Source organism: Lentzea atacamensis, from assembly GCF_003269295.1.
Lineage (GTDB): Bacteria > Actinomycetota > Actinomycetes > Mycobacteriales > Pseudonocardiaceae > Lentzea > Lentzea atacamensis.
On sequence record NZ_QLTT01000012.1, the window covers coordinates 58,017 to 81,521 of the forward strand.

A 23,505-nucleotide genomic window follows, 5' to 3' on the forward strand; every position below is an offset into this window, starting at 1 on the left:
GACCGGGCACCCGGAGTCTGCCAAGGTGCAACGGTGATCCACGTGCTCGCCGCCGGCTCCGACCCGGCCTACCTCTTCGGCCGGCTGATCGGGTTCCTCATCATCCCGATCATCGTCATCGCCGTGATCGTGTCGGCTCGCAACAGCCGGAAGAACCGCGAGCGGCAGCTGCAGCAGTACTGGGCACAGCAGCAGTACTACGCGCAGCAGCAACATCAGCAGCAGTACGGACCACCCCAGCAGCAGTACGGACCACCCCAGCAGCAGTACGGACCACCGCAGCAGCCTTACCCGCCCCAGCAGCAGTACCCCTACCCGCCGCAACAGCAGCAGTACCCGCCTCAGCACCCGCACTGATCCTGCTGACGGCAACGCCTCTCGTGAAGGGCTACGCCTGCTCCGGCACCTGCGGGTGCCGGAACCCGGGATGCCCGGCGGGCAACGCGCGTCGAAGCAGCCACCCCGACGCCAAGATGCACACGATCTGCAACGGCCACGACAACGCCGCACGCAAGGTCGCCAGCCAGAACACCTGAGCGTCGAGCCACAACGGCGTGAACACCGCGACCCGCAGGACGTACTGCCCGACCCAAGCCCATGAGGCGACCGAGTAAGCGCGCAAAAGGGCAGGATCCCGCCGCCACCGCGCCTTCTGCCCCAGCAGCGTCCCGACGACGACACCCAGCAACGGCCAGCGCACCGCGATCGAACCCGCCCACGCGAGGGCCGAGGCCACGTTGGACAGCAGCTGGATGAGGAAGAAGTCCTCGACGCGCCCCGTGTAGAGGGCGATCAGCGCGGCAGCCACGACCAGCAGCACCGACAGGATCACCGCTCGGGGCTTCTCGCCGCGCGCGAAGCGCACGATGCCGATCACGACGCCGCACAGCACGGCCGTCACCGCACCCGCACCGATCGAGTGGCCCCAGATCAGCCAGCCCGCGACGAACGCCAGAGGCGGCAGGGAGGCGTCGAGGGCGCCGCCTCGGCCTCCGAGCAGTGATGCGAGCGACTCCTGGCGCACGTCGGTCATGGTTCCAGACTGCCTTAGGTGAACCTAAGTCAGGTAACGGACCCATATCGGGGATTGACCCCGGTGAACCAGGTCACTACCGTCTGCGGAAATCGTCTGGAAAGTTAACAGACAGGAGCGGACCTAATGCGTGCCGGAAGCCCACGACTGCTGCGGGAGATCAACGACCGCGCAGCCATCGAGGCTTTGCTGCGCAACGGGCCGCTGACCAGGTCGGAGTTGGAGGGCCTGATCGGCCTCTCCAAGCCGGCGACCGCACAGCTGCTCACCCGGCTGGAAACCGCCGACACCGTGGTCCGCAACGGACTGCGCGGTGGTGGACGCGGGCCGCGTGCCCAGCTGTGGTCGGTCAACGGGGCCCTCGCGCACATCGCGGCAATCGACCTCACCCCCGAGACGGTCGACATCGCGATCGCGGACATCTCCGGTGCCGTGCTCACCGAGTACAAGGCGCCGATGCCCGTGAAGCACGGTGTGCTCGAGGCGCTCGTGAGCGCGGTCGGCAAGGCGTGCGGGCAGGCAGGTCTCGCGCCCGACCAGTTGCTGCACGTCGTGGTGGGCTGTCCTGGCGCGGTGAACCCCGCGAACGGCGAGCTCGCCTACGCGCCACATCTGCCCGGCTGGAGCGGTTTCGACATGCCCGGCCGGTTGCGGGAGCAGCTCGCGACGTCGGTGAGCGTCGAGAACGACGTCAACCTCGTCGCGCTGGAGGAGATGGTCGCCGGACGGGCCACGAAGGTGCGCGACTTCGTCGTCATCTGGCCCGCGGACCTCGTCGGTGCCGCTGTCGTGATCAACGGGGTGCTGCTGCGCGGCGCTTCCGGTGGCGCGGGCGAGATCGACGGGCTGATGATCCCCGACCGCGCATCGGCCGACACCGACACCGACCGCTCCGGCGGCACGTTCGGTGAGCTGCTCAGCAACGCATCGATCTGCAAGCTCGCCAGGGCTCACGGGCTCGCCGCGCGCAACGGCCACGGTGCCGTGCGCAAGGCGTTGGCCGCGGGGCCGGCGGGCAGGGAGTTCATGGTCGATCTCGCCAGGCGCATCGCCACGGGTGTGGCCAGCGTCGTCGCGGTGCTCGACCCGGAACTCATCCTCCTGTCCGGCGACATCGCCCAGGCAGGGGGAGCCACGCTGAACGATCTCGTTGCCGCGGAACTGCGGCAACTGGTGGTGCCGAGGACTCCGGTCCAGCTGGCCCTGGTGACCGGGAAGCCGGTGCGCAGCGGCGCACTGCACTCGGCACTGGCCGTCGCGCGCGAGCAGGTCTTCGGCCTGCCGGCAGCCACCACGGCTCCATTCCGCGGCCCTGTGGTCGCCGGGTCCCCACGTTGATCGAGAAGGAGTGCACATGCGCAAGCACACCCGTGCTGCCTTGCTCTGTGTCGCCGCAGCGCTGACCCTCACCGCATGTGCGGCGGGCAAGGGTGGCGGCTCCACCACCGACGGTGCTGCCGCTGCTCCCGGTAAGGACGACAAGCTCACGCTCACGGTCTGGAGCAACTACTCCGACCGCGAGTACGAAGAGGTCACCAAGGCCCTCAAGACGTTCAACAAGAAGTTTCCGAACATCGAGATCAAGCACGAGGGCTCGCAGGACGACGACAAGATCACCGCGGGTATCCGGTCCGGCAACACCCCGGACGTCGCGCTGTCGTTCACCACCGACAACATCGGCCAGTTCTGCTCCTCCGGCGCGTTCCAGGCGCTGAAGCCGTACATCGACCGCGACAAGGTCGACCTGAACCAGATCTCCCCCGCGGTCAGGGAGTACACCGAGTACAAGGGCAACCGCTGCGCGATGCCCATGCTCACCGACGTGTACGCCATGTACTACAACAAGGACATGATGTCGGCCGGCGGCGTCACGGCCCCGCCGAAGACGCTGGACGAGCTGTTCGAGGCCGCGAAGAAGCTGACCAAGAGGGCACCGAACGGCGACATCGAGGTCGCGGGTTACCTGCCCACGATGGGCTTCTACGCCAACCGCCCGACCATCCTGGCTCCGTCGTTCGGTGCCGAGTGGGAGAAGGACGGCAAGTCGGCGCTCGCCTCCTCGCCCGGTTTCGCCGAGATGATGACGTTCCAGAAGAAGCTCGTTGACTTCTACGGCTTCGACGCGCTGGAGCGCTTCCGCGCGGGTCTCGGCCAGGAGTACTCGGCCGACCACGCGTTCCACCAGGGCAAGATCGCGATCATGATGGACGGCGAGTACCGCACCGCCTTCCTCAAGGCCCAGGCGCCGCAGATCAAGTTCGGCACGGCTCCGTTCCCGACCTGGAAGCCCGCCGACTACGGCACCGCCTTCACCACCGGCACGATCATGGGCATTCCCAAGGGCGCCAAGAACCCCGGCGCCGCGTGGGAGCTGATCAAGCACCTGTCGTTCGACACCGACACGATCGTCGATCTCTCCAACGCCATCAAGAACGTGCCGAGCACCAAGGCCGCGATGGAGAGCCCGAAGCTCCAGGTGGACGAGCAGTTCAAGACGTTCATCGACCTGGCCAAGAGTGACAAGCTCAAGGGCAACCCGGTCACCCCGATCGGTGACGCGCACATCAAGGCCGTCACGGACTTCGCGGTGTCCTACACCTCCGGCAAGGTGCCGGACCTCGCAGCCGGTCTGAAGGAAGTCGACAAGAACATCGACGACCAGATCGCCAAGAGCGGCAAGTAAGGGATTCCCACGATGACCGCCACGCTCGGCGCTCGGCCCGCCCCCGGCAGGGGGCGGGCACGTGCCCGCCACCGTCTCGCCGTGCTCGGGTTCATGGCCCCGGCAATCATCGGCTTCGTCCTGTTCTTCGGCTATCCGCTGGTCGCCACGGTCGTCTTCTCGTTCACGAAGTACGACCTGATCAACGCGCCGGAGTTCAACGGCCTCGACAACTACACGTTCATGTTCAAGGATCCCCTGCTGATCAAGGCGATCACGAACACGCTGTGGTTCGTCCTGGTGCTCACGATCGCGCGGACGGTGTTCGCGCTGGGTGTGGCGTCGGTCATCGCTCGTCTCAAGTCGGGCGTCGGGTTGATCCGCACGCTCTGCTACCTGCCCTCGCTGGCACCGCCGGTGGCCGCGACACTCGTGTTCTTCATGGTGTTGCGCCCCAACGGTGGTCCGGTCGACAACCTGCTCGGTGTCTTCGGGATCGACTCGCCGCTGTGGTTCTCCGACCCGGCGTGGGCCAAGCCCGGCATCACCGCGATCATGCTGTGGATCTCCGGCGACCTGATGATCATCATCCTGGCGGCGATCCTCGACGTGCCGCAGGAGCAGTACGAGGCGGCGGAGCTCGACGGCGCCGGCCCGATCCGGCGCTGGTGGCACGTCACGCTGCCGACGATCTCGCCGGTGCTGCTCTTCGGCATCGTGAACTCGGTGATCCTCGCGTTGCAGCTCTTCACACAGGCGGTCGTCGCGGGGTCGGCCGGCTCGGGAGCCGCGGACGCGACGGGATCGACCAAATATCTCGGTTTCCCGGACAACTCGACGCTGACGTTCCCGGTTTACCTGTACACGCAGGGCTTCCGCTACTTCGACATGGGCTACGCGGCCGCGATGGCCACGCTCCTGTTCATCATCTCGTTCGCCGTGACCATCGTGCTGGTTCAGCGGATGCGCAAGAACTCCACCGCCGAGGAAGGGGGTCCGGGAGCATGACCGCCACGCTGACCAAACCACCGGTCGACGTCCCCGCGGATCCGGAGCAGCCGCGCAGGAAGCGCGACGTCGGCGGCTTCCTGAACTGGGTCGCCACGCACGCGATCGGCCTCGCGCTCGGCCTGATGTTCGCCACCCCCGTCGTGTTCGTCTTCCTCACCGCGGTGATGTCCGACGACCAGGCGTTCACCGCGGACCTGTGGCCGCGCGAGTGGCACTGGGAGAACTTCGTCGAGGTCTTCGACAAGGCCCCGCTGTTCCAGTACCTGATCAACAGCCTCACGTACTCGCTGCTCGCGACCGCCGGGATGCTGATCTCGTCGATCCCCGCGGCCTACGCGCTCGCGAAACTCCAGTGGCGCGGCCGGAACCTGGCCTTCCTGCTGGTCATCGGCGCGATGATGCTGCCGCCGCAGGTCGTGGCGGTGCCGCTGTACGACACGTGGTCCTCACTCGGCCTGACGGGCACGCTGTGGCCGTTGGTCGTTCCTTACTTCTTGTTCGACGCGTTCAGCATCTTCCTGCTGCGCCAGTTCATGCTCACCATCCCGCAGTCCTATGTGGACGCGGCGAGGGTGGACGGCTGCTCGGAGTTCCAGGCGCTGGTCCGGGTCATCGTGCCGATGGCGAAGCCCGGCATCGCTGCCACCGCGCTGTTCTGCTTCCTCTTCACCTGGAACGACTACTTCGGCCCGTTGCTCTACACCGGCGAAGTGAAGGACCAGTGGACGTTGTCGCTGGCACTGGCGACGTTCAAGGGCATGCACATCGTCCAGTGGAACTCGTCGATGGCGGTGACGTTCCTGACGATGATCCCGGCCGTCGTCCTCTTCGTCTTCGCCCAGAAGTCGTTCGTCAAGGGAATCACGTTCACGGGAGTCAAGGGATGAAACTCACCGTCGTCGGTGGCGGGTCCACCTACACACCTGAGCTGATCGACGGCATCGCCGGCCGCCGCACCAGCCTGGCGGTGGACGAGATCGTCCTGGTCGACCCGGACGAGCACCGCCTCTCCGTCGTCGGCCCGTTCAGCCAGCGCCTGCTGGAGCACGCGGGTCACCCGGCGAAGGTGCGCACCACCACGTCGCTCGAGGATGGCGTCGAGGGCGCGTCCGCGGTGCTGCTGCAGCTGCGCGTGGGCGGCCAGAAGGCCCGCGCTTCGGACGAGACGTTCCCGCTGACCTGCGGTTGCGTCGGCCAGGAGACCACCGGTGCCGGAGGCCTCGCCAAGGCCCTGCGCACCGTGCCGGTGGTCCTGGACATCGCGGACAAGGTGCGCCGGCTGGCCGGCGAGGACACGTGGATCGTGAACTTCACGAACCCGGTCGGCATCGTGACGCGGGCCCTGCTGCAACACGGCCACAAGGCGATCGGCCTGTGCAACGTGGCGATCACGTTCCAGCGCTGGACCTCCGCCCTGCTGGGCGTCGACCCGTCCACAGTGGAGCTGGAGCACGTCGGCCTGAACCACCTCACGTGGGAGCGCGGCGTCTACGTCGACGGCGTCGACCGCCTGCCCGAACTCCTCTCCGACCACGTCGAGGGACTGGCCGAGCACATCGGCATCGACGGCGCGCTGATGCGACGCCTGAACATGGTGCCCTCGTACTACCTGAACTACTTCTACAACCACGACGCCGTCGTGAAGAAGCAGCAGACCGAACCACCGCGCGCCGAAGTCGTGGCAGCGGTCGAAAAGGAGCTGCTGGACATCTACGGCGACCCGTCGGTCGTGACGAAGCCGGAACAGCTCGGCCAGCGCGGCGGCGCCTACTACTCCGAGGCGGCCGTACAACTGGTGCACGCGCTGACAGGCGGCGCCGGCGCCGAAAAGCATGTGGTGAACGTGCAGAACAACGGCACCCTCCCGTTCCTGCCCGACGACGCCGTGATCGAAGTTTCGTCCACTGTGGATTCTTCTGGTGGCGCACCGCTACCGGTCCGCCCCGTGGAACCGTCCATCTCCGGCCTGATCTCGCACGTGACCGCGTACGAGTACCTGGCACTGGAGGCGGCACTCCACGGCAGCCGTGACCGAGTGGCGAACGCGCTGCTCGCCCACCCGCTGATCGGCCAGCACGCCATCGCGGACCAGCTGGCCGACGAGCTGATCGCGCAGAACCGCGATCTGCTTCCGTGGGTGAAGGGAGCCTGAAACCGATGACCGACCGGGTGCTAGCCATCGACGGCGGGAACAGCAAAACCGCTGTGCTGCTGGTCGACGCGGACGGCAAGGTGCTGGCGCAGGTGCGCGGCCCCGGCGCCCCGCCGCAGACCGTGGGCATGAAGCGCGGACTGGACGTGTTCGAAAGCCTGGCACGCGAAGCCGCGGCACAAGCGGGCCTGTCCCCCGACGAGCCGATCGCCACGCACACAGCCGCCTACCTGGCCGGGGCCGACCTGCCCCGCGAGGAGGAGGACCTGACGCGAGCGATCTCCGAACGAGGCTGGTCCCCTTCCGTAGTGGTCGGCAACGACACCTTCGCCCTCCTCCGCTCCGGCACAGCCTCCGGTGTAGGCGTGGCCGTGGTGTGCGGCGCGGGCATCAACGCAGTCGGCGTGGCAGCAGACGGCCGCACCCACCGCTTCCCGGCCCTGGGCCCGATCTCCGGCGACTGGGGCGGCGGCGGCCACCTGGGCGAACAAGCCCTCTGGCTGGCAGTCCGAGCGGAAGACGGCCGAGGCAAGCCAACCGAGCTCCTCCCAGCCCTCCTGGAACACTACGGCGAGACCTCAATCGCCGACGTGGTCGAAAAACTCCACTTCGAAGAAGTGAAGTTCGACCCGCACGCCCTCTGCCCGATCCTCTTCGAGGTCGCCGGCCACGGCGACCCGGTGGCCCGGTCCATCGTCGACCGCCTGATCGAGGAAATCGTTCTCCTGTCAACGGTGTCACTGCGCAAGCTCGACCTGGTGGACGAGGCCGTGGACGTCGTACTGGGCGGCGGCGTGATGACCGGCACGGGCGAAACAGTCCTGGCCCCGGTCCGCAGGCAAATCCTGGACGTGGCCCCTCTGGCCCAGGTCCGGGTGGTCGACCTCCCCCCAGTGGTAGGCGCCGCACTGCTGGGCCTGGACACCATCGGTGCCTCGCCGGGCGCAGAGCTGAGGCTGCGCTCGGCCTACGACGACCACCTGCCGGCCACAACGTCCACCCTGGACGTAGCGGCCAGCGGGTGACAGACCCCGTCTCGGGGGGTAGATCGGCGGCGGCGCCCCCTGAGACGGTCCCAACCCCACTGCTCGGGGCAGACAGGCGGCGGCGTCCCGAGCAGTGGCCCAACCCCTTTCCGAGGGGGAGCTGATCGGCGGCGGCGCTCCCCTTCGGAAAGGTCCCACGGCCCCCGCAGCGACGTCACGCGCCGACGTCGCTGCGGGGGTTTCCCTTTGGGGCACACAAGTCCTCGCGCGGCACGCGCCACATCTCGCGAAGGCGAAGCCGAGCATGGCACGCCTGTTGCGTTGGGCGCGGTCAGATTGGCGGGGTCCGGAACCCGCCAACGCAACCGGGGGACGACCCACCCAACCGGCGCGCAAACGCCGGAACGGCGCCCCCCCAAGATCAGGGCTCAACCACAACGGACGACGAAGGCGAACCAGACACAGCCGAAGACGACAACGAAGGCAACGAAACCGAAGGCACCACAGTCGTCCCCACCACACTCACCCGAGGCTCCTCCCGCTCAACCTCCGGCGTGACAACAGGATTCGAATGCGGCGGCGAAGTAACCACAGGCCGCCCAGACGGCCGCCCCGACGGCGCCACCCGCACGGCGGAAGGCACAGGGGTGAACTCCATGGGCGGCTGATCCCCACCGATCTGAGCCACCTCAGGCTCAACGGGGGCAGCATCAGACGGCCCAGGTACCGTCACAACCCCGGTGGACATCGCCAGCCCGGCAAGAACCCCGACTGTGACAAGCGCGACACCCACCGAAACGGAGGGAAGCGGCAAACCAGAACGCACCCGCGAGAAGGTAGCGACCAAACAAGACGAATCCCCTCGATCCGCCTGCAGCGCCACTCGATAGCCCTCAAGCTTCCCTCTAACGAGTGGTAAAAGAATCGTCACCGAGAGCAAACAAAACCTACGATGCCGTAACCGACGGTGGCGTAACCAGCGGTTGGTTGTGCATGCTAACCAGTCGCCTGCGAACGGGAGTCGCAGACGAAGCAGGCAACCAGGGCAAGGCGGGGCCAGCACAAGGGCCGCTGCAGGGCAGGCACGGGCTGACACAGGGGCCGACGCCAGGCCGAGCCAGGCAGGTAGGGGAAGCCAGCCAGGCAAGACCAGCGCAGGCCCCCGGCAGGCCGAGCCAGAGCCAGACAGAGCAGGGGAAGTCGCGTTAGGCGAGGGGGATGTTGTGCTGCTGCGATGGAACAGTCTCGTGTCCCTGGGGGACAGCTTCACCGAGGGCATGGACGATCCAGGCCCAGGAGACACCTACATGGGTTGGGCAGACCGCCTGGCCGCGATGATCGCCGAGACGGCACCGGAGTTCAGGTACGCCAACTTCGCGATCAGAGGCAAGATGCTGCAGGAGATCGTCGACGAGCAGGTGCCGCTCGCGATCTCGCTCAAACCGGACCTTGTCACGTTCTGCGGGGGTGGCAACGACATCCTGGTCCCGAACAGCGACCCGGACGCACTGGCCGAGGTCTACGAGGTGGCCGTGGCCGACCTCAGGGCGGCGGGGTGCGACGTCGTGATCTTCACCGGCTTCGACACCCGCGCCACGCCGCTCCTCAGGAGCCTCAGGGGCAAGGTCGCCATCTACAACACGCACCTGTGGTCGATCGCCGAGCGCTACCACTGCCGCATGGTCGATCTCTGGTCGATGCACGTGCTGCACGACCGTCGCGCGTGGAGCGAGGACAGGCTGCACCTCTCGCCGGAAGGCCACCAGCGGGTCGCGCTCAAGGCCGCCCAGGTGCTCGGGCTGATGGACGACGACGCGTGGAACGAGCCGTGGCCCGCGCTGGAGCAGGCGGACTGGGTGACCCAGCGCAAGGCGGACCTCAAGTGGGCGCGTGAGCACGTGGTGCCGTGGATCGGCAGGCAGCTGCGGGGCGAGTCGATGGGCGACGGACTGGCGCCGAAGCGGCCGGAGCTGTTGCCGCTGGCGCGGTGCACCGAAGAGAACTACCAATGACAAGAGCGGCCCGACCGGCACTCTCCCCCGAATGCCGGTCGGGCCCTCTCACCGCAGGCGCCTTACCCCCTCGGTAATCCCCCACTCGGCGGCCTGCACATCCAACATCCCATGTTTTGGGACCAGACGACTAAACACCCGCTAAACCTCGGACGACAGCGAGTCCAAAGCGGCCCGCACCTCGACCGCACGAGCCGAGTTGACCTGCGAGTACAGCCGCAGTGCCTCGGTCAATTCCGCTGCCGCAGCAACCCATTCCGCCCGCCGGAGCAGCACGCCGCCGAGCACCTGCCGGCCGAAACCCTCCAGGTAGGTCACTTCGGCGACGGCGGCCTGGTCGACGACCTGGCGTGCCAACGACTCCGCCTCGTCCAGTGAACCGGCTTCCAGGTGCAGCTCGGCCAGGTTCGCCAGGCCGCGGATCAACGCGACCTGGTCGCCGGAGCGCCGGTAGACCTCGACGGCGTGAGCTTGGTGCTGCAGCGCCACGTCGAGACGTCCGCGGGCCTGTTCGACCTGCGCCACGTTGTTCAGGCCGTGGCCCTCGCCGACGACGTCACCGGACTGCTGCGCGAGCTGCACCGACTCCCAGAAGTGCAGCAACGCCTCGTCGTGGTGCTGGAGCCGGAACAGGACGTCCGCGAGCTGGGCGAGTGTCAGCACCAGGTACTGGCGCTCACCGAGCTCGGTCGCGAGCCGGTGCGCGCGGCGGGCGTCGGGCAGCAGGACAGGACGTCCCAGTCTCGCGTTCGTCGTGTAGGTCGTGTCCAGCATCAGGATCTGGCCGAGGCGGCTCCCCGTCACCTCGGCCGCGGCCAGGCCGAACCCGACCAGGGCGACCCACTCCCCCGTGAGTGCGCGCGCGGTCGCGTAGTGGTGCAACAGCCTCACCAGCTGCCACACCTGGTCGTGCAGGCCCGATTCGGCGGCCGCGTGCACGACCGCCACGATGTTGGGCCATTCCTGGTCGAACCAGTCGATCGGGTCGCCGAACGCCGGCAGCGCGGTGGAACCGTTGTCCCCCAGCGCGAAGTCCAGGCCGTCCCTGGCCGGCCGGATGGCGCGGCGGACGTGGTCGCACGCGACGAGGTAGTAGTTCACCAGGCGCCGCAACGAGTCCAGGTCCGGTCGGCTCCCTTCCTGCACGTACAGGCGCACCAGCTCGTGCATCGTGAAGCCGTCCGGCCACGGCTCGGCCAGCAGGTTCACCCCGACCAGCTGGGTCAGCCGGTCGCGGGCCGAGTCGACGTGCGTCCTGGTCAGCGCGGCCACGGCGTGCGAGGACATCCAGCGGCCGGGCGCCATGCCGACGGACTTGAACACCTCGCCGAGCTCGGACGGCAGGTCGCGGGTCGACAGGTCGAGCGCCCGCGACACCCCCACGCCTGCCTCAGGTAGGTCCAACCCACGCAACCGGTGCCCGTCGTCGGCCAGCTCCCCCACCAGCTCGTCGATCGTCCACTCCGGACTGATCACGAGCTTGGCCGCGGCCACCCGCAACGCCAGCGGCAGCCCTCCGCACAGCTCCGCGAGCTTGCGGGACGCCGCCGGGTCCTCCGACGACAACGGCTTGCCCAGCACGTCGTCCACCAGCTCGCGCGCGGCCTCGTCGTCCAGCGGGCCGAGCTTGCGGACGCGGGCGCTGTTCGTGACGACCAGCCGTTCCATCTTGCGGCGCGACGTCACCAGCACCACCGAGCCCGACCCCGGCGGCAGCAACGGCTGCACCTGCTCGAAGCCCGTCGCGTCGTCCAGCACCACCAGCACGCGGCGGCGGTTCAGCAGCGACCGGTAGAGCCCGACGCGGTCCTCCACCGCGACCGGCACGCCGTCCGCCGGTACGCCCAGCGCCACCAGGAACCTGGTCAGCACCTCGCCGGGTTCGGTGTCGCCGAGCGACGCGAACAGCACGCCGTGCTGGAACAGCTCGGAGTTCTCGTGACCCCACGTGATCGCGAGCGCGCTCTTGCCGACACCGGGGGCGCCGGTCAGCACGGCCACGGTCGTGCCCAGCAGGTTCCTGGACGCGCAGACGTTGTCCAGCCACGCCTTGTCGTCGTCACGGCCGAACAACCGCGAAGCCGCGGCGGGCAGAAGTGCCGGCGCCACGATGCCCGCACGGGGTGCGACGGGACGTGACTCGACCGCTCCGATCAGGCTCAGCGCCGGGTCGTCGCGCAGCACCTGCTCCTGCAGCAACCTCAGCTGCGGGCCGGGGTCGATGCCGAGCTCCTCGCTCGCACGACGCTGGAACCGTTGGTACACCTCCAGAGCATCGGCACGCTGCCCGGACCGGTACAGCGCGCGCATGCTGTGCGCGACCAGGCGTTCCCGGTACGGGTACTCGGTGCACAGCCCTCGCAGCTCCCCCACGAGCTCCAGGTGGCGGCCCAGTTCGAGCTCGGCGTCGATGCGTTCCTCCAACGCCGACAGCCGCAGCTCTTCGAGATCTGAGGTCATCGGGTCACCCGGTACGTCAGCGAGCACCGGCCCGCGCCACAGACCCAACGCCTCGCGCAGCAGACCCGCACGGATGGCGGCGGGCTTGCCGCGGGAGGACGCCACGAGCTGCCGGGCGCGGTGCAGGTCGAGACGCCACGGGTCCACGGTCAGCTGGTAACCGGTCGGCGTGGTGCGGATGACCGCCGAACCCGTCGGGTCGGCCTCTTCCAGCAGCTTGCGCAACCGCGAGACGTAACCGTGCACGATCGTTCGCGCTGTGGCCGGCGGCGAGTCCGTCCACAGCGCGTCGACGATCTGGTCGATCGAGACGGGTCGGTTCGCCTCGACGACCAGCATGGCCAGCAGTCCGCGCATGCCGCGGCGGCCCAGCTGGATCAGCCGGCCGTCCGCGAGCACCTGGAGTGGACCGAGCACGCCGAACTCGAGTCCGGTTTTGCTCCGCATGCCCCTCCCTCACGCCCGCTGACCTCGTCACTTCAACAGGTGTGCGAGCCGGGGTCTCAGATACAAGTGCGGTCCAAGTTCGCGGGACGCTACTGTTCATCTGTGCCGCGAGATCGTGACTCCGTGGTTGACCGCGGCGCCGGGTGCCTCCTCGGCGGCGCTCTCGGTGATGCGCTCGGCGCGCCGGTGCAGTACCTCGGCTGGGCCGACATCCAGCGCGAACACGGCGCCGAAGGTGTGCTCGCACCACCGAAGCCCGCGCTCTTCACCGACGACACCCAGCTGACGCTCTTCACCGCCGACGGCTACCTGCGCGCCTGGGTGCGCGGGAAGCACACCGGCCAGTGGGAGCCGTCGGAGATGGTGTGGCACAGCTACCGGCGCTGGTTGATCACCCAGCAGCAACCGGCCCCCGAGCGGGGCGCGGTGGGACTGCTCGCAGACGAACGGCTGTACGAGAGCCGTTCGCCGGGTTTGACGTGCCTGCGCGCACTCGCCTCGGAAACCATGTCGACACCGCAGAACCCGCACAACGAGTCGTCCGGCTGCAACGGTGTCACCCGCACCGCGCCCGCCGGCTTCGCGCCGTCCGCAGCGATCGCGTACGACCTGGGCTGCCGGTTCGCGGCGATCACCCACGGCGGCACCGGTGGCTGGGTGTCCGGCGGTGCGCTGGCGTTGCTGATCCACTTGCTCGCGGTGAAGGGCAGGCCGTTGCGTGAGGCGATCGACCAGGTCATCGGCCGGGTGCTGCGCGACGACACGTACACGGCCACGGTGCTCACTCGCGCCGTGGTGCTGGCGGAGGAGCACGACGGCCAGTCGTCCGTGCGCGTCGACCGGCTCGGCAGCGGCTGGACCGGTCCGGAGGCGCTGGCGATAGCGGTCTACACCGTGCTGACGCATCCGAAGCCGGTGCAGTTCGTGGACGCGATGCGGGCTGCTGCCAACCACTCCGGTGGCAGCGACGCGACGGCGGCGTTGACGGGCAACGTGCTCGGCGCGCTGCACGGCACAGAAGCGCTGCCCCGCGACTGGCTGAGCGGCCTCGAGCTGGTGGACGTCCTCGACGAGATGGGCCGCGACCTCGGCCGGTCCGCGGTCAACCTCGAGTTCGACGAAAGCAAGTACGTATGAGCACGCTGCCGCTGATCACCGTTGCGGGAGAACAGGAACAGCCCACGGGGAGCGCTCCCGAATTCGCTCGTCCGCGGGCTGTTCCGCACGAGTAGTTGGTCGACAGCAGGCCGGGTCTTGCCCCGAGCGCGAGCTCCGATCCAGCTCTTGATCAACGAAATCCGTGCCCCGGAGTCAAGGCTCCGTTGGGCGGGCATGTTAACAGATGTGTACCGGAAGTCCAGGACTGGAGAACGCTCGACGATCTTCATCGACGATGAAGACCTCGCAGTCCTCCTGTGCGGCCGCCCACTCGATCCCGTCTCTGCCCAGCGCAAACGCTGCTGTGGCAGTGGTATCGGCGATCGCGAGGTCCTCGGCGAAAACCGTGACCGACAGAATTCCGGTGACGGGCTGACCGGTACGGCCGTCCAGGATGTGCTGACCGCGTTCGTACAACGCTGACGTGGCAACGGCTCCGTCCCGCACACCGAGCACGACGCAGAGCTGGTCGGCGATCTCGGGATGGCGAACGCCCACACGCCAAGGCTTTCCCGGTTCCGGCTCACCGGCCGTGACGACGTCGCCGCCCGCGTTCACGCAGTACGTCGACGCGCCGCCCTCGCGCAGGATGTCGGCGGCGCGCTGCACGGCCCAGCCCTTCACCACCGCGCACGGGTCGAGGCCGCGTCCCGGCACGTTGGCCGTGAACGCGCCGCCCGTCGACTCCTCGTACCAGTCGCACAGCGAGAGCACCTCGACCAGGTCCGGGGTGAGCTCATCCCTGGTGAGCTCACCCCGGTCCAGTCTGGACACTTCACTGTCCGGCTTGAACGGCGAGAACTGGGCGTCCGCCTCCCTCAACCACGCGAACGCCCGCTCGGCCAGTGCGGCGTCCCCGTCACGCAGGTCCACCGAGATCGGCAGGCCCATGATGTGCTCGACGCGCCGCACGGACATCTACTGAGCCCCGTCGATGGCGGCCTGCAGCGACTGCTTGTAGCCCTCGGAGGTCGCGGTCGCGCCGGACACCGTGTCGATGTCCGCGCTCTGCGCCTTGAGCGCCGACTCGCGCAGCAACGGCAGCGCCATCCTGGTCGGGTTGCTGTTCGGTGCCCGCAACGCCTTGACGTCGGTGATCTTGGTGCCCTGGAACGTGACCTGGACCTGCACGGTGCCTTCTGAGGTGTTCACCGCCGGACCGGACACGGTCCTGGCCTGGGCCTGCTGCTGTTGCTGCGGTTGGGTGGCCGGCGCGGATCCGGTCGCCTTGGGGGCGGAACCTGTCGTCTTCGGCGCGGAACCGGTGGTCTTGGGCGCGGCCTGGGTCTGCTGCGGGGTTTCCGGCGCGGCGACCTCGGTGAGCTCGCCCTCGTGCGCGGCACCCGGCGAGTACAGCCACACCGGCACCAGGCCGGCCACGCTCAGCGCCAGAACGGGAATTGCCCTCTTCACGTCGTCGAACCCTCTCAGTTGGCCAGCGCGAAGCGCTCGGCGTGGACCTGGTTGCTGGGCACTCCCAGTTCGGAAAGGCTCTGCACCACGGCGTTGGTCATGCCGTTCGGGCCGCAGATGAAGACGTCGCGCTCCTCCACGTCCGGCACCAGCGCGACGATGTTGTCCGGACCGAGCAACGGGCCGTTCGCGGTGATGGTCTTCGAGGAGCCGGTGACCAGGCGCAGCACCGCGCCCTTGGCCCTGGCGAGGCCTTCGATCTCGTGCAGCAGCACGGCTTCACGCGGGTCGGTCACCCGGTACAGCACCACGACGTGGCCCTTGATCTCCTCCAGCAGCGCGCGGATCGGCGTGACGCCGACACCGCCCGCGACGAGGAGCGCGTTGGGCTTGGTCTGGTGCATGGTCGTGAAGGCGCCGTACGGACCCTCGGCGAACACGCGGGTGCCGACCGCGATGTTGCGGATGTCCGCGCTGCCTTCGCCCAGAGCCTTCGCGGTGAGCCGCAGGTACTTGCCGTTCGGCGCCGCGGACAGCGAGAACGGGTTGGCCTGCCACCAGCGGTCCTTGGTGAGGAAGCGCCACAGGAAGAACTGCCCGGCCTTGGCGCCCAGCCGGTCGAGGTCCTTGCCCTCGATGTAGACCGAGACCACGTTGTGCGCCTCCGGCACGACCGCGGCGACCCGGAACTGGTGGCGCCAGTTGCGCCAGAAGGGGAGCACCAGCCGTCCGATCACGACTGCCCCGATGGCGAACGCCCAGAGACCCCACCAGTAGCCGGTGGCGAGCGCGGACTTGCGGAACGTGCTGCCGACCGCGATCTGGTGCGTGAACGCGAGGAAGATCGCGATGTAGGTGTACAGGTGGATGAAGTGCCAGGTCTCGTAGGCCAGCTTGCGCCGCGCGAACCGGGCGGAGACCACGCCGACGACCATGATGATCGCCCACGCCACCAGCGCGCGGAGGATGCCCTCCAGCTCGGTGGCCTGGCGGACGATCTCGGCGATCGGCCCGTCGGCGCCGGCGTTGCCGAACGCGATGAAGGTCAGGTGGCCGACGAGCATCCAGAAGATCGTGAAGCCGACCCAGCGGTGCCACGAGGTGAGCTTGTCCATGCCCAGCCGGCGGTCGAGCCAGGGCAGCCTCGCGACGAGCAGCAGCTGGAACGCCATCGCGAGCGCGCCGTAGAGACCGGTCAGCCTGCCGAAGTTGACCAGCTTGTTCGACCCGACGCCCGCAGCGTTGAACAGGTAGGTCACGAACGCCGCGTTGGCCAGGAGGAACACGTAGAGGCCGGCTTTGGCCAGCACCTTGTGCGGCGTCGCACGACCGGCCGCGGCCGGTCGCACGGGTTGCTGCAGGGTGGTCGTCACGGCGAGCTCCTCGGTCAGGCGGTCGGGTCGGTCGTTCTCGATCCTTGGCTCCCGAGCTGTGCACCCGCTTTGCACGGGCTGTCGACTTCCTGTCGATCGAGCGAGGGGGCCATCAGGTGACGCACCATGAGCACGTGGACAAGGGGAACTCGGTTCGATTGCTCGTCGTGGACGATGAGCCGCACATCGCTGACCTGGTCGCGACGGTCGCCCGGTACGAGGGCTGGCAGGCCGCGACAGCGCTCAACGGCGAGGACGCGCTCAGAGAGGCAGCCGAGTTCCAGCCGGACATCGTCGTGCTCGACCTCATGCTGCCTGACCTGGACGGATTCACCGTTCTTGATCGGATGCGGGCGGCCGGTGCGATGGTCCCGGTGGTGTTTTTGACGGCTCGTGACGGCACCGCGGACCGTGTGGCGGGTCTCACTCGCGGCGGCGACGACTACCTCGTCAAGCCGTTCTCGGTCGAGGAGCTGATGGCCCGGCTCCGTGCCGTGCTGCGCCGCTCGACGGGTCCGTCGTGGAAGCGTTCCGTGTTGAAGGTGTCCGACCTCGTGATGGACGAGGACACGCGTGAGGTCCGTCGTGGCGGCAAGCTCGTGACGCTGACACCGACGGAGTACGAGTTGCTCAGGTACCTGATGCGCCGCTCACCGGCCGTGCTGACCAAGGCCCAGATCCTCGACCACGTGTGGGAGTACGACTTCGGCGGCCGCTCGAACGTGGTCGAGCTGGTGATCTCCCACCTGCGTCGCAAGCTCGACGACGGCCGCGAGCCGTTGATCCACACCGTGCGCGGTGTGGGGTACGTGCTCCGCCGAGCAGCCGAATGAAGCCCCTCAGCCAATGGCGCCTGGGTACGCGTCTCGCCCTCGGTCTCGGTGCACTGGCCCTCGCGGTGTTCCTCGTCGTCGGCACGATCCTGGTCGTCTCGATGCAGTCGTTCCTGGACACCCAGCTCGACAAGCAGATGCAGATCAGCCAGACGAACGCCGCCGACGAGGTGCGGTACCACGAGGACGTCACCAAGATCCCGCAAGGCTGGTACTCGGTCGTCTACAAGGTCGAGAACGGCGAGCTCCGGCCGAAGGGCGGTGAAGCGCCGAAGGACCGCGAGGAGATGGACGACCTGGCCAAGAAGGCGCTCACCACCGAGGTGATGAGCACCGACTACCTGCGCGACGAGGGGAAGTTCAGGCTGCGCGCGTGCCCGATCGTCAACAACGAGATCGTGCTGGTCAGCGCCGCCCCGATGCAGGACCTCGACAACACGTTCCGGCAGCTCGTCACGGTCTGCGTGATCGCATTCGTGCTCGCGTTGGTCGGCCTCGTCGTCGGTGGCAAGGCACTGCTGCGCAAGGGCCTGCGCCCGTTGTCGGACATGGCGAACACCGCGCACGACATCGCCTCGCACGACCTGACCGACTCCTCCCGCCTGGCGGTGCGCGCGGACAGCAACGGCGGCGGCGTCGAGGTCGACGAGCTGCGTGAGGCGTTCAACAAGATGCTCGCGCACATCGACACCTCTCTGGCCGCACGCACGGTGGCAGAGCAACGGCTCCGGCGGTTCATCGCCGACGCGTCACACGAGCTGCGCACGCCGTTGACGTCGTTGCGCGGCTACGCGGACCTCTTCCGGTACGCGGCGGCCAACGAGCCGGGCGAACGCGAGAAGCACCTGGAGAAGCTGCGCTCGGAGGCGGCGCGGATGAGCGTGCTGCTCGACGACCTGCTGTTGCTGGCACGCCTGGACTCCGCGGAGTCCGAACCGCCGCTGCGTCTGGAGGAGCTGGACCTGGCGGTGATCGCCGAGGCCGCGGCAGACGCGTTCCGCGCGGCCCGTCCATCGCACTCGTTGGAGGTCGACGCCGACACGGTGACCATGCGCGCGGACGCAACCCGGCTGCGGCAGGTCCTCGACAACCTGCTGACCAACGCCGCGGTACACACGCCTGCCGGGACGTCGGTGTCGTTGCAGGTCACGGCATCGGACGGCTGGGCGGTGGTGAAGGTGAGCGACACCGGGCCCGGCATCGCGGACGCCGACCAGGAGCGGATCTTCGACAGGTTCTACCGCGTGGACGACTCGCGAACCCGCCAGCGCGGTGGCAGCGGCCTCGGTCTCGCCGTGGTGCAGTCGCTGGTGCAGGCCCACGGCGGCACGATCGAGCTGACCAGCAGGCCGGGGGCGACAGTGTTCACGATCCGTCTCCCCCGGCGGCTGTAGTCACTCCGACAGTCACTCCGACTGGGAGCTCGTCGCCCAGAGGTCGATCCCGGACTCGACGGCGTACTTGTCGATCTCGGCGAGCTCGTCGTCGGTCAGCGGCGGCGCCTGCAGTGCCGCGAGGTTCTGCTCCAGCTGCCCGACCGACGAGGCGCCGATCAACGCCGACGTGACGCGCGGGTCGCGGATCGTCCACGTCAGCGCGAGCTGGGCCAGCGACTGGCCACGCGACTTCGCGATGTCGTTCAGCGCACGGATGCGGCTGAGGTTCTCCTCGGTCAGCAGGCTCGTCGACAGCGACTTGCCCTGCGCCGCACGGGAGTCCGCCGGCACGCCGTCGAGGTAGCGGTCGGTCAGCATGCCCTGCGCGAGCGGCGAGAACGCGATGCAGCCCGCGCCGACCTCCTCCAGCGCGTCCAGCAGCTCCGGCTCGATCCAGCGGTTGAGCATCGAGTACGACGGCTGGTGGATCAGCAACGGCACACCGGCGCTCCGCAGCAGCTCGGCCGCCTCACGCGTCTTGGTCGGCGAGTAGGACGAGATGCCCACGTAGAGCGCCTTGCCCTGCTGCACCGCGGACACGAGCGCGCCCATCGTCTCCTCGAGCGGCGTCTCCGGGTCGAACCGGTGCGAGTAGAAGATGTCCACGTAGTCGAGGCCCATCCGGGTCAGCGACTGGTCGAGCGAGCTCAGCAGGTACTTGCGGCTGCCCCACTCCCCGTACGGCCCCGGCCACATGTCGTAGCCGGCCTTGGTCGAAATGACGAGCTCGTCGCGGTACGGCCTGAGATCATCCTTCAGGATCTGCCCGAACGTGATCTCCGCCGAACCGTACGGCGGGCCGTAGTTGTTGGCGAGGTCGAAGTGCGTGACTCCGAGGTCGAACGCCCGCCGCGCGATGCCGCGACCCAGCTCGTACGGCCGGTCGCCGCCGAAGTTGTGCCACAGGCCGAGCGAGATGGCAGGCAGCTTGAGACCGCTGCGGCCCGTCCGCCGGTACGTCATCTGGTCGTAGCGCGCGCTATCCGCGAGGTAGGACATGGTGCCCACAATGTCACGTCCTAGTGAGACAGAGCAGGACATGAAACGGGCCGCCGAGGCGGGCGAGATCCTCCACCTCGGTCGTCGCCATGACAACCTGCTGCGCGCCGAAGTGATCCGCGACCTGGTGCGGGCGGACGGCCTCGACCCGCGCGGCATCCGGGTGCGCGGCGCGCGGATCACCGGCGAGCTCGACCTGCGCAACATCGAGACCTCGGCGTCGCTGGAGCTGGACGACAGCATCTTCGAAGAACAACTGTGGCTTTGCGACACGAGCCTGCCCACGTTGACCCTCGACGGTTCCGCGCTGCCGAGGCTCAACGCGGAAGGCCTCCGCACGCGCTACTTCGGGATGAGGGAGGCCCGCTGCACAGGAGTCGTCGACCTCGACAACGCGCGCATCGACGGCACCCTGTTCCTCCACGACACCAGCATGTCGACGTTCTACGGCAACGGCCTGCACGTCAGAGGTCACGTGCAGGCCGACGGGCTGTACGTCCACTCCGACCACGTGGGCAGCGCGCTCTGGCTCGACAGCTGCGACATCGGCGGTGATCTGCAGCTCGAAGGTGCGGTGATCGACAACGCGGCGGGAATGGGTCTGGTCGCCAACAACGCGAAGATCGGCGGGGACATCCAGCTCAACTCGATCTTCATCAGGGCCGGCGGTGAGGGTGCCGCGGTGCTGCTGATCGACGCCACGGCAGGCGGCCTGCGGATGAAGGGAGCGGTGCTGCGCAGCGCCGGGGACACCTCGCTCTGCCTCGACGGCGCGCAGTTCCGGCAGGAGGTGCGGCTCGTAGAAGGATTCGACGCCCTCTCGCAACGCGCCGCCCACGGCACGATCCGCATGGTCGACACGAAGGTCGGCGCCGGCCTGATCATCAACGGTTCGCTGCGCAACCGTGACGGCCAGGCGTTGCTGGTGCACAAGACGACCATCGGCGCGAGCATCACCTTCACCAGGACCGAGGTCGAGGCGGACAGCCCGCTGGCCGCGGTGGAGATCAGCGACACGGGTGTCAGCGGCGAACTCGTCTTCCGGCCCGAGAAGTTGATCAACCACGGCAGCGGCTACGAGCTCGCCCTGCTCGGCACCAGGGTCGGGGACGCGCTGGCTCTCGACGTCAGCGAGCTGCTCGAGGCCGAGATCTTCACCGCGTCGGTCGACGGCCTGACCTATCCGGAACCGCCTGACGACACCGACGCATGGCTCACGATGCTGCGCCATCACTCGTTCAGCTATCACGCCCAGCCGTACCAGCAGCTCGCCGCCGTGCACCGCGCCGCCGGACACGAACACACCGCCCGCAAGGTCCTGATCGCGCAGCAGAAGGACCTGCGGCACCGCGGCGACCCCGGCAACAAGCTCTGGCACTGGTTCCTCGGCGTCACGCTCGGCTACGGCTACAAACCCTCCAGAGCGGTCGCCGGACTGCTCGCCGCGTTCCTGCTCGCGGTCTGTCTCGTGTGGACAGCGGGCGCCCACAACGGCTTGTCACCGGCCAAAGATCGCCCAGCTGACGCCTGTTCACCGGTGAATAGAATCAGTCTTGCGGCGGATCTCGCGATCCCGCTCGTCAAGTTCGGCGGCTCACCGAGGTGCGAACTGGCGAACGGACCAGCCGGGCAGTGGGCGACCGGAGCAGGGTGGGTGGTGCAGATCCTGGGGTGGTCGTTCGCCACGCTGAGTGTCGCGGGCTTTACCGGACTCGTCCGCAAAAGCTGACGAACCGTCACGTCGAAATGAGACGAGGGCCCGCCCACCTGGGCGAACCCTCGTTGGACAAGAGCCGGCGAGGGGAATCGAACCCCTAACCTTTCGCTTACAAGGCGAGTGCTCTGCCAATTGAGCTACGCCGGCCTGGCTCGTGTTCGCGAACATGGTAAGCGCCCGTTGCGGTAGCTACCTGCGGCGAACGGTCTGCTCTCAGTGTGATCGGATTGCTCCGGTCGGAGTCAGGCCAACCAACTGAGTGGATCAAAGCGCCGGAGGGGCCGCCTTGACCAGGTCAGGAGGGTAACCAACGGACAGTGATCATGTCCTCCTTTTCGGGTCGCCCGATCGGAGGTGGCAGACGCCACAGCAACAGTCGAAGGACTCCGCACGATCACACGACGGAGGTGCACGAGATTTCCACGAACAACCTGCACGGCCCCTCGCTTCCTGACGACACCACTGTTCACCTGGTACTCGATCTCGCCCTGAAGATCGGCGAGGTGCAAATGGCCAGTGGGGCGGGTGCGGCAGACGTAACTGCGACGATTCTCTCGGTCACCGAGAGCTATGGACTTCCGCACACCGAAGTCGACGTGATCTACACCTCAATCAGCGTGTCTTGTCATCGCGGAACTGACGCTCCACCGATCACTGCGGTACGGGTCGTCCGGCAACGCAGTCTCGACTACACGCGACTGGCCGCCGTCGAGCACCTCGTGCGCAATCTCGGCCCGATCGAGGACGCGCACGCGCAGCTCGAGGACATCACCAACGCCAAGCACCCGTACCCGCGCTGGGTCGCCACCGCCGCCTGGGCCGGCATGGCCGCGGCCGTCGCGTTCCTCGTCGGCGGCGGGCTGCAGCTCGCGCTCACCGCCGCGTTCGTCACCGCCCTGATCGACCGGGTCGGCCGGATCCTCAACCGCCGTGCGCTGCCGTTCTTCTTCCAGCAACTCGTCGGCGGTGCACTCGCCACGGGTGCTGCGCTGACCGTCTTCGCGACGAAGCTGCTGCCCGACGTCCGGCCCAGCCTGCTGGTCGCCGTCGGGATCGTCGTCCTGCTGTCCGGGCTCGCACTGGTGAGCACCGTCCAGGACGCGATCTCCGGCTACAACGTCACCGCCGCCGGCCGCACGGTCGAGACCGTGCTGCTCAGCGCCGGCCTCATCGCGGGCGTCGCGATCGCGATCCGCACGGCCGTCCACTTCGGACTGGAGATCCGGCTCACCGACCCGTTGCCGCCGCTGATCTCCGCGGTGCCGATGCAGTTCGCGGCCGGCGCGGCGACAAGTGCGTTCTTCGCACTCGCCTGCTACGCCCGGCCCCGCGCGCTCGTCGCCGCCGCCATCTCCGGCGCGATCGGCACCGCCTCCTACGGCCTCGTCACGAGCTTCGGCCTCGACGTGCTGCTCGGGTCCGCGGTGGCCGCTGCGATCACCGGGTTCGGCGGCGCGACGATGACCCGCCGGCTCCGCATCCCGACGCTCGTCGTCGTGCAGGCGGGAGTCGTTCCGCTGCTGCCCGGCTGGACCACCTACCGGGGGTTGTTCCAGCTCACCGCGGAGGGTGATCCTGCCGGTCTGAGCACGCTGGTGTTCGCGAGTGGTATTGCTCTCGCCCTGGCCGGAGGGGTGGTGTTCGGCGAGTACCTGGCTCAGCCGGTGCGCACCGGACTCGGCCGTTTGGAGCGCAAGTTCGCTGGTCCGCGCATGTCCGGGCCTCTCAAACCCACCAAGCGTCGGTTGGAGTGAACGTGGCTGTGACGGGGGTTACACGACACGCCTCGGACACGTGTCCGCACTAGCCTCAG

General features: G+C 68.2%; 19 protein-coding genes and 1 tRNA gene. 13 read left to right on the top strand and 7 right to left on the bottom strand.

From position 1 onward, the window contains the following. The first annotated feature begins 33 nt into the window (after positions 1-33). Positions 34-357, top strand: coding sequence for a hypothetical protein (locus C8D87_RS38685; RefSeq protein ID WP_112231035.1), 324 nt, complete (start codon positions 34-36; stop codon positions 355-357). 31 nt (positions 358-388) lie between these two features. On the opposite strand, the gene C8D87_RS38690 is transcribed toward C8D87_RS38685, so the two are convergent. Then, positions 389-1,033, bottom strand: coding sequence for a DUF3159 domain-containing protein (locus C8D87_RS38690; RefSeq protein WP_112231037.1), 645 nt, complete (start codon positions 1,031-1,033; stop codon positions 389-391). 126 nt (positions 1,034-1,159) lie between these two features. Between C8D87_RS38690 and C8D87_RS38695 the strand changes: the two genes are divergently transcribed. From C8D87_RS38695 to C8D87_RS38725, 7 genes are all read left to right on the top strand, one after another. Continuing rightward, positions 1,160-2,371: an ROK family protein gene (locus C8D87_RS38695; RefSeq protein ID WP_112231039.1), complete on the top strand. Its 1,212-nt coding sequence runs from the start codon at positions 1,160-1,162 to the stop codon at positions 2,369-2,371. A gap of 16 nt (positions 2,372-2,387) precedes the next feature. Continuing rightward, entirely contained in the window at positions 2,388-3,716 is a 1,329-nt protein-coding gene (locus C8D87_RS38700; protein WP_112231341.1) for an ABC transporter substrate-binding protein, read from the top strand. Positions 3,717-3,728: 12 nt separating this feature from the next. Beyond that, positions 3,729-4,703 carry a carbohydrate ABC transporter permease gene (locus C8D87_RS38705; protein WP_109631376.1) on the top strand — a complete coding sequence of 325 codons (975 nt, stop codon included), beginning with the start codon at positions 3,729-3,731 and terminating at the stop codon, positions 4,701-4,703. After that, on the top strand, positions 4,700-5,593 hold the full coding sequence (locus C8D87_RS38710; RefSeq protein ID WP_112231041.1) for a carbohydrate ABC transporter permease: 894 nt from the start codon (positions 4,700-4,702) through the stop codon (positions 5,591-5,593). Before C8D87_RS38705 ends, C8D87_RS38710 begins: the two co-directional genes overlap by 4 nt. Next, positions 5,590-6,858: a 6-phospho-beta-glucosidase gene (locus C8D87_RS38715; protein WP_112231043.1), complete on the top strand. Its 1,269-nt coding sequence runs from the start codon at positions 5,590-5,592 to the stop codon at positions 6,856-6,858. The genes C8D87_RS38710 and C8D87_RS38715 overlap by 4 nt, the downstream gene beginning before the upstream one ends. A 5-nt stretch (positions 6,859-6,863) precedes the next feature. Continuing rightward, the gene (locus tag C8D87_RS38720; RefSeq protein WP_112231343.1) at positions 6,864-7,883 is read left to right on the top strand and encodes an N-acetylglucosamine kinase; all 1,020 of its coding nucleotides are present in this window, start codon (positions 6,864-6,866) and stop codon (positions 7,881-7,883) included. Positions 7,884-9,070: 1,187 nt separating this feature from the next. Then, entirely contained in the window at positions 9,071-9,856 is a 786-nt protein-coding gene (locus C8D87_RS38725; protein WP_112231345.1) for an SGNH/GDSL hydrolase family protein, read from the top strand. Between the two features lie 141 nt (positions 9,857-9,997). Here the strand turns inward: C8D87_RS38725 and C8D87_RS38730 are convergent, their stop codons facing one another. Then, the gene (locus tag C8D87_RS38730) at positions 9,998-12,763 is read right to left on the bottom strand and encodes an AfsR/SARP family transcriptional regulator (RefSeq protein ID WP_112231045.1); all 2,766 of its coding nucleotides are present in this window, start codon (positions 12,761-12,763) and stop codon (positions 9,998-10,000) included. Positions 12,764-12,886: 123 nt separating this feature from the next. Here C8D87_RS38730 and C8D87_RS38735 point away from each other — a divergent pair, with 123 nt between their 5' ends. Continuing rightward, on the top strand, positions 12,887-13,900 hold the full coding sequence (locus tag C8D87_RS38735; protein WP_233439170.1) for an ADP-ribosylglycohydrolase family protein: 1,014 nt from the start codon (positions 12,887-12,889) through the stop codon (positions 13,898-13,900). Positions 13,901-14,098: 198 nt separating this feature from the next. Here the strand turns inward: C8D87_RS38735 and C8D87_RS38740 are convergent, their stop codons facing one another. From C8D87_RS38740 to C8D87_RS38750, 3 genes are read right to left on the bottom strand one after another with little or no spacing between them, the layout of a single operon-like run. Continuing rightward, positions 14,099-14,839 carry an FAD:protein FMN transferase gene (locus tag C8D87_RS38740; RefSeq protein WP_170166739.1) on the bottom strand — a complete coding sequence of 247 codons (741 nt, stop codon included), beginning with the start codon at positions 14,837-14,839 and terminating at the stop codon, positions 14,099-14,101. Next, positions 14,840-15,334, bottom strand: coding sequence for an FMN-binding protein (locus C8D87_RS38745; RefSeq protein ID WP_112231047.1), 495 nt, complete (start codon positions 15,332-15,334; stop codon positions 14,840-14,842). 14 nt (positions 15,335-15,348) lie between these two features. Continuing rightward, positions 15,349-16,707: a ferredoxin reductase family protein gene (locus C8D87_RS38750; RefSeq protein WP_411711530.1), complete on the bottom strand. Its 1,359-nt coding sequence runs from the start codon at positions 16,705-16,707 to the stop codon at positions 15,349-15,351. Positions 16,708-16,841: 134 nt separating this feature from the next. On the opposite strand from C8D87_RS38750, the gene C8D87_RS38755 reads away from it, so the two are divergent. Together C8D87_RS38755 and C8D87_RS38760 are read left to right on the top strand one after the other, a co-directional pair. Beyond that, entirely contained in the window at positions 16,842-17,540 is a 699-nt protein-coding gene (locus C8D87_RS38755) for a response regulator transcription factor (protein ID WP_198680521.1), read from the top strand. Next, positions 17,537-18,934 (top strand): sensor histidine kinase, encoded by a 1,398-nt coding sequence (locus C8D87_RS38760; protein WP_112231050.1) that lies wholly within the window; start codon positions 17,537-17,539, stop codon positions 18,932-18,934. Before C8D87_RS38755 ends, C8D87_RS38760 begins: the two co-directional genes overlap by 4 nt. A 12-nt stretch (positions 18,935-18,946) precedes the next feature. On the opposite strand, the gene mgrA is transcribed toward C8D87_RS38760, so the two are convergent. Next, positions 18,947-19,975 (bottom strand): L-glyceraldehyde 3-phosphate reductase, encoded by a 1,029-nt coding sequence (gene mgrA, locus C8D87_RS38765; protein ID WP_112231351.1) that lies wholly within the window; start codon positions 19,973-19,975, stop codon positions 18,947-18,949. A gap of 40 nt (positions 19,976-20,015) precedes the next feature. On the opposite strand from mgrA, the gene C8D87_RS38770 reads away from it, so the two are divergent. Next, a complete protein-coding gene (locus C8D87_RS38770) occupies positions 20,016-21,704 on the top strand; it encodes a hypothetical protein (RefSeq protein ID WP_112231052.1) in 1,689 nt (562 codons plus the stop codon). A 62-nt stretch (positions 21,705-21,766) separates the two neighbouring features. Here the strand turns inward: C8D87_RS38770 and C8D87_RS38775 are convergent. Beyond that, positions 21,767-21,839, bottom strand: a tRNA-Thr gene (locus tag C8D87_RS38775). Positions 21,840-22,099: 260 nt separating this feature from the next. Between C8D87_RS38775 and C8D87_RS38780 the strand changes: the two genes are divergently transcribed. Next, positions 22,100-23,446 (top strand): threonine/serine exporter family protein, encoded by a 1,347-nt coding sequence (locus C8D87_RS38780; protein ID WP_233442491.1) that lies wholly within the window; start codon positions 22,100-22,102, stop codon positions 23,444-23,446. The last annotated feature ends 59 nt before the right edge of the window (positions 23,447-23,505 follow it).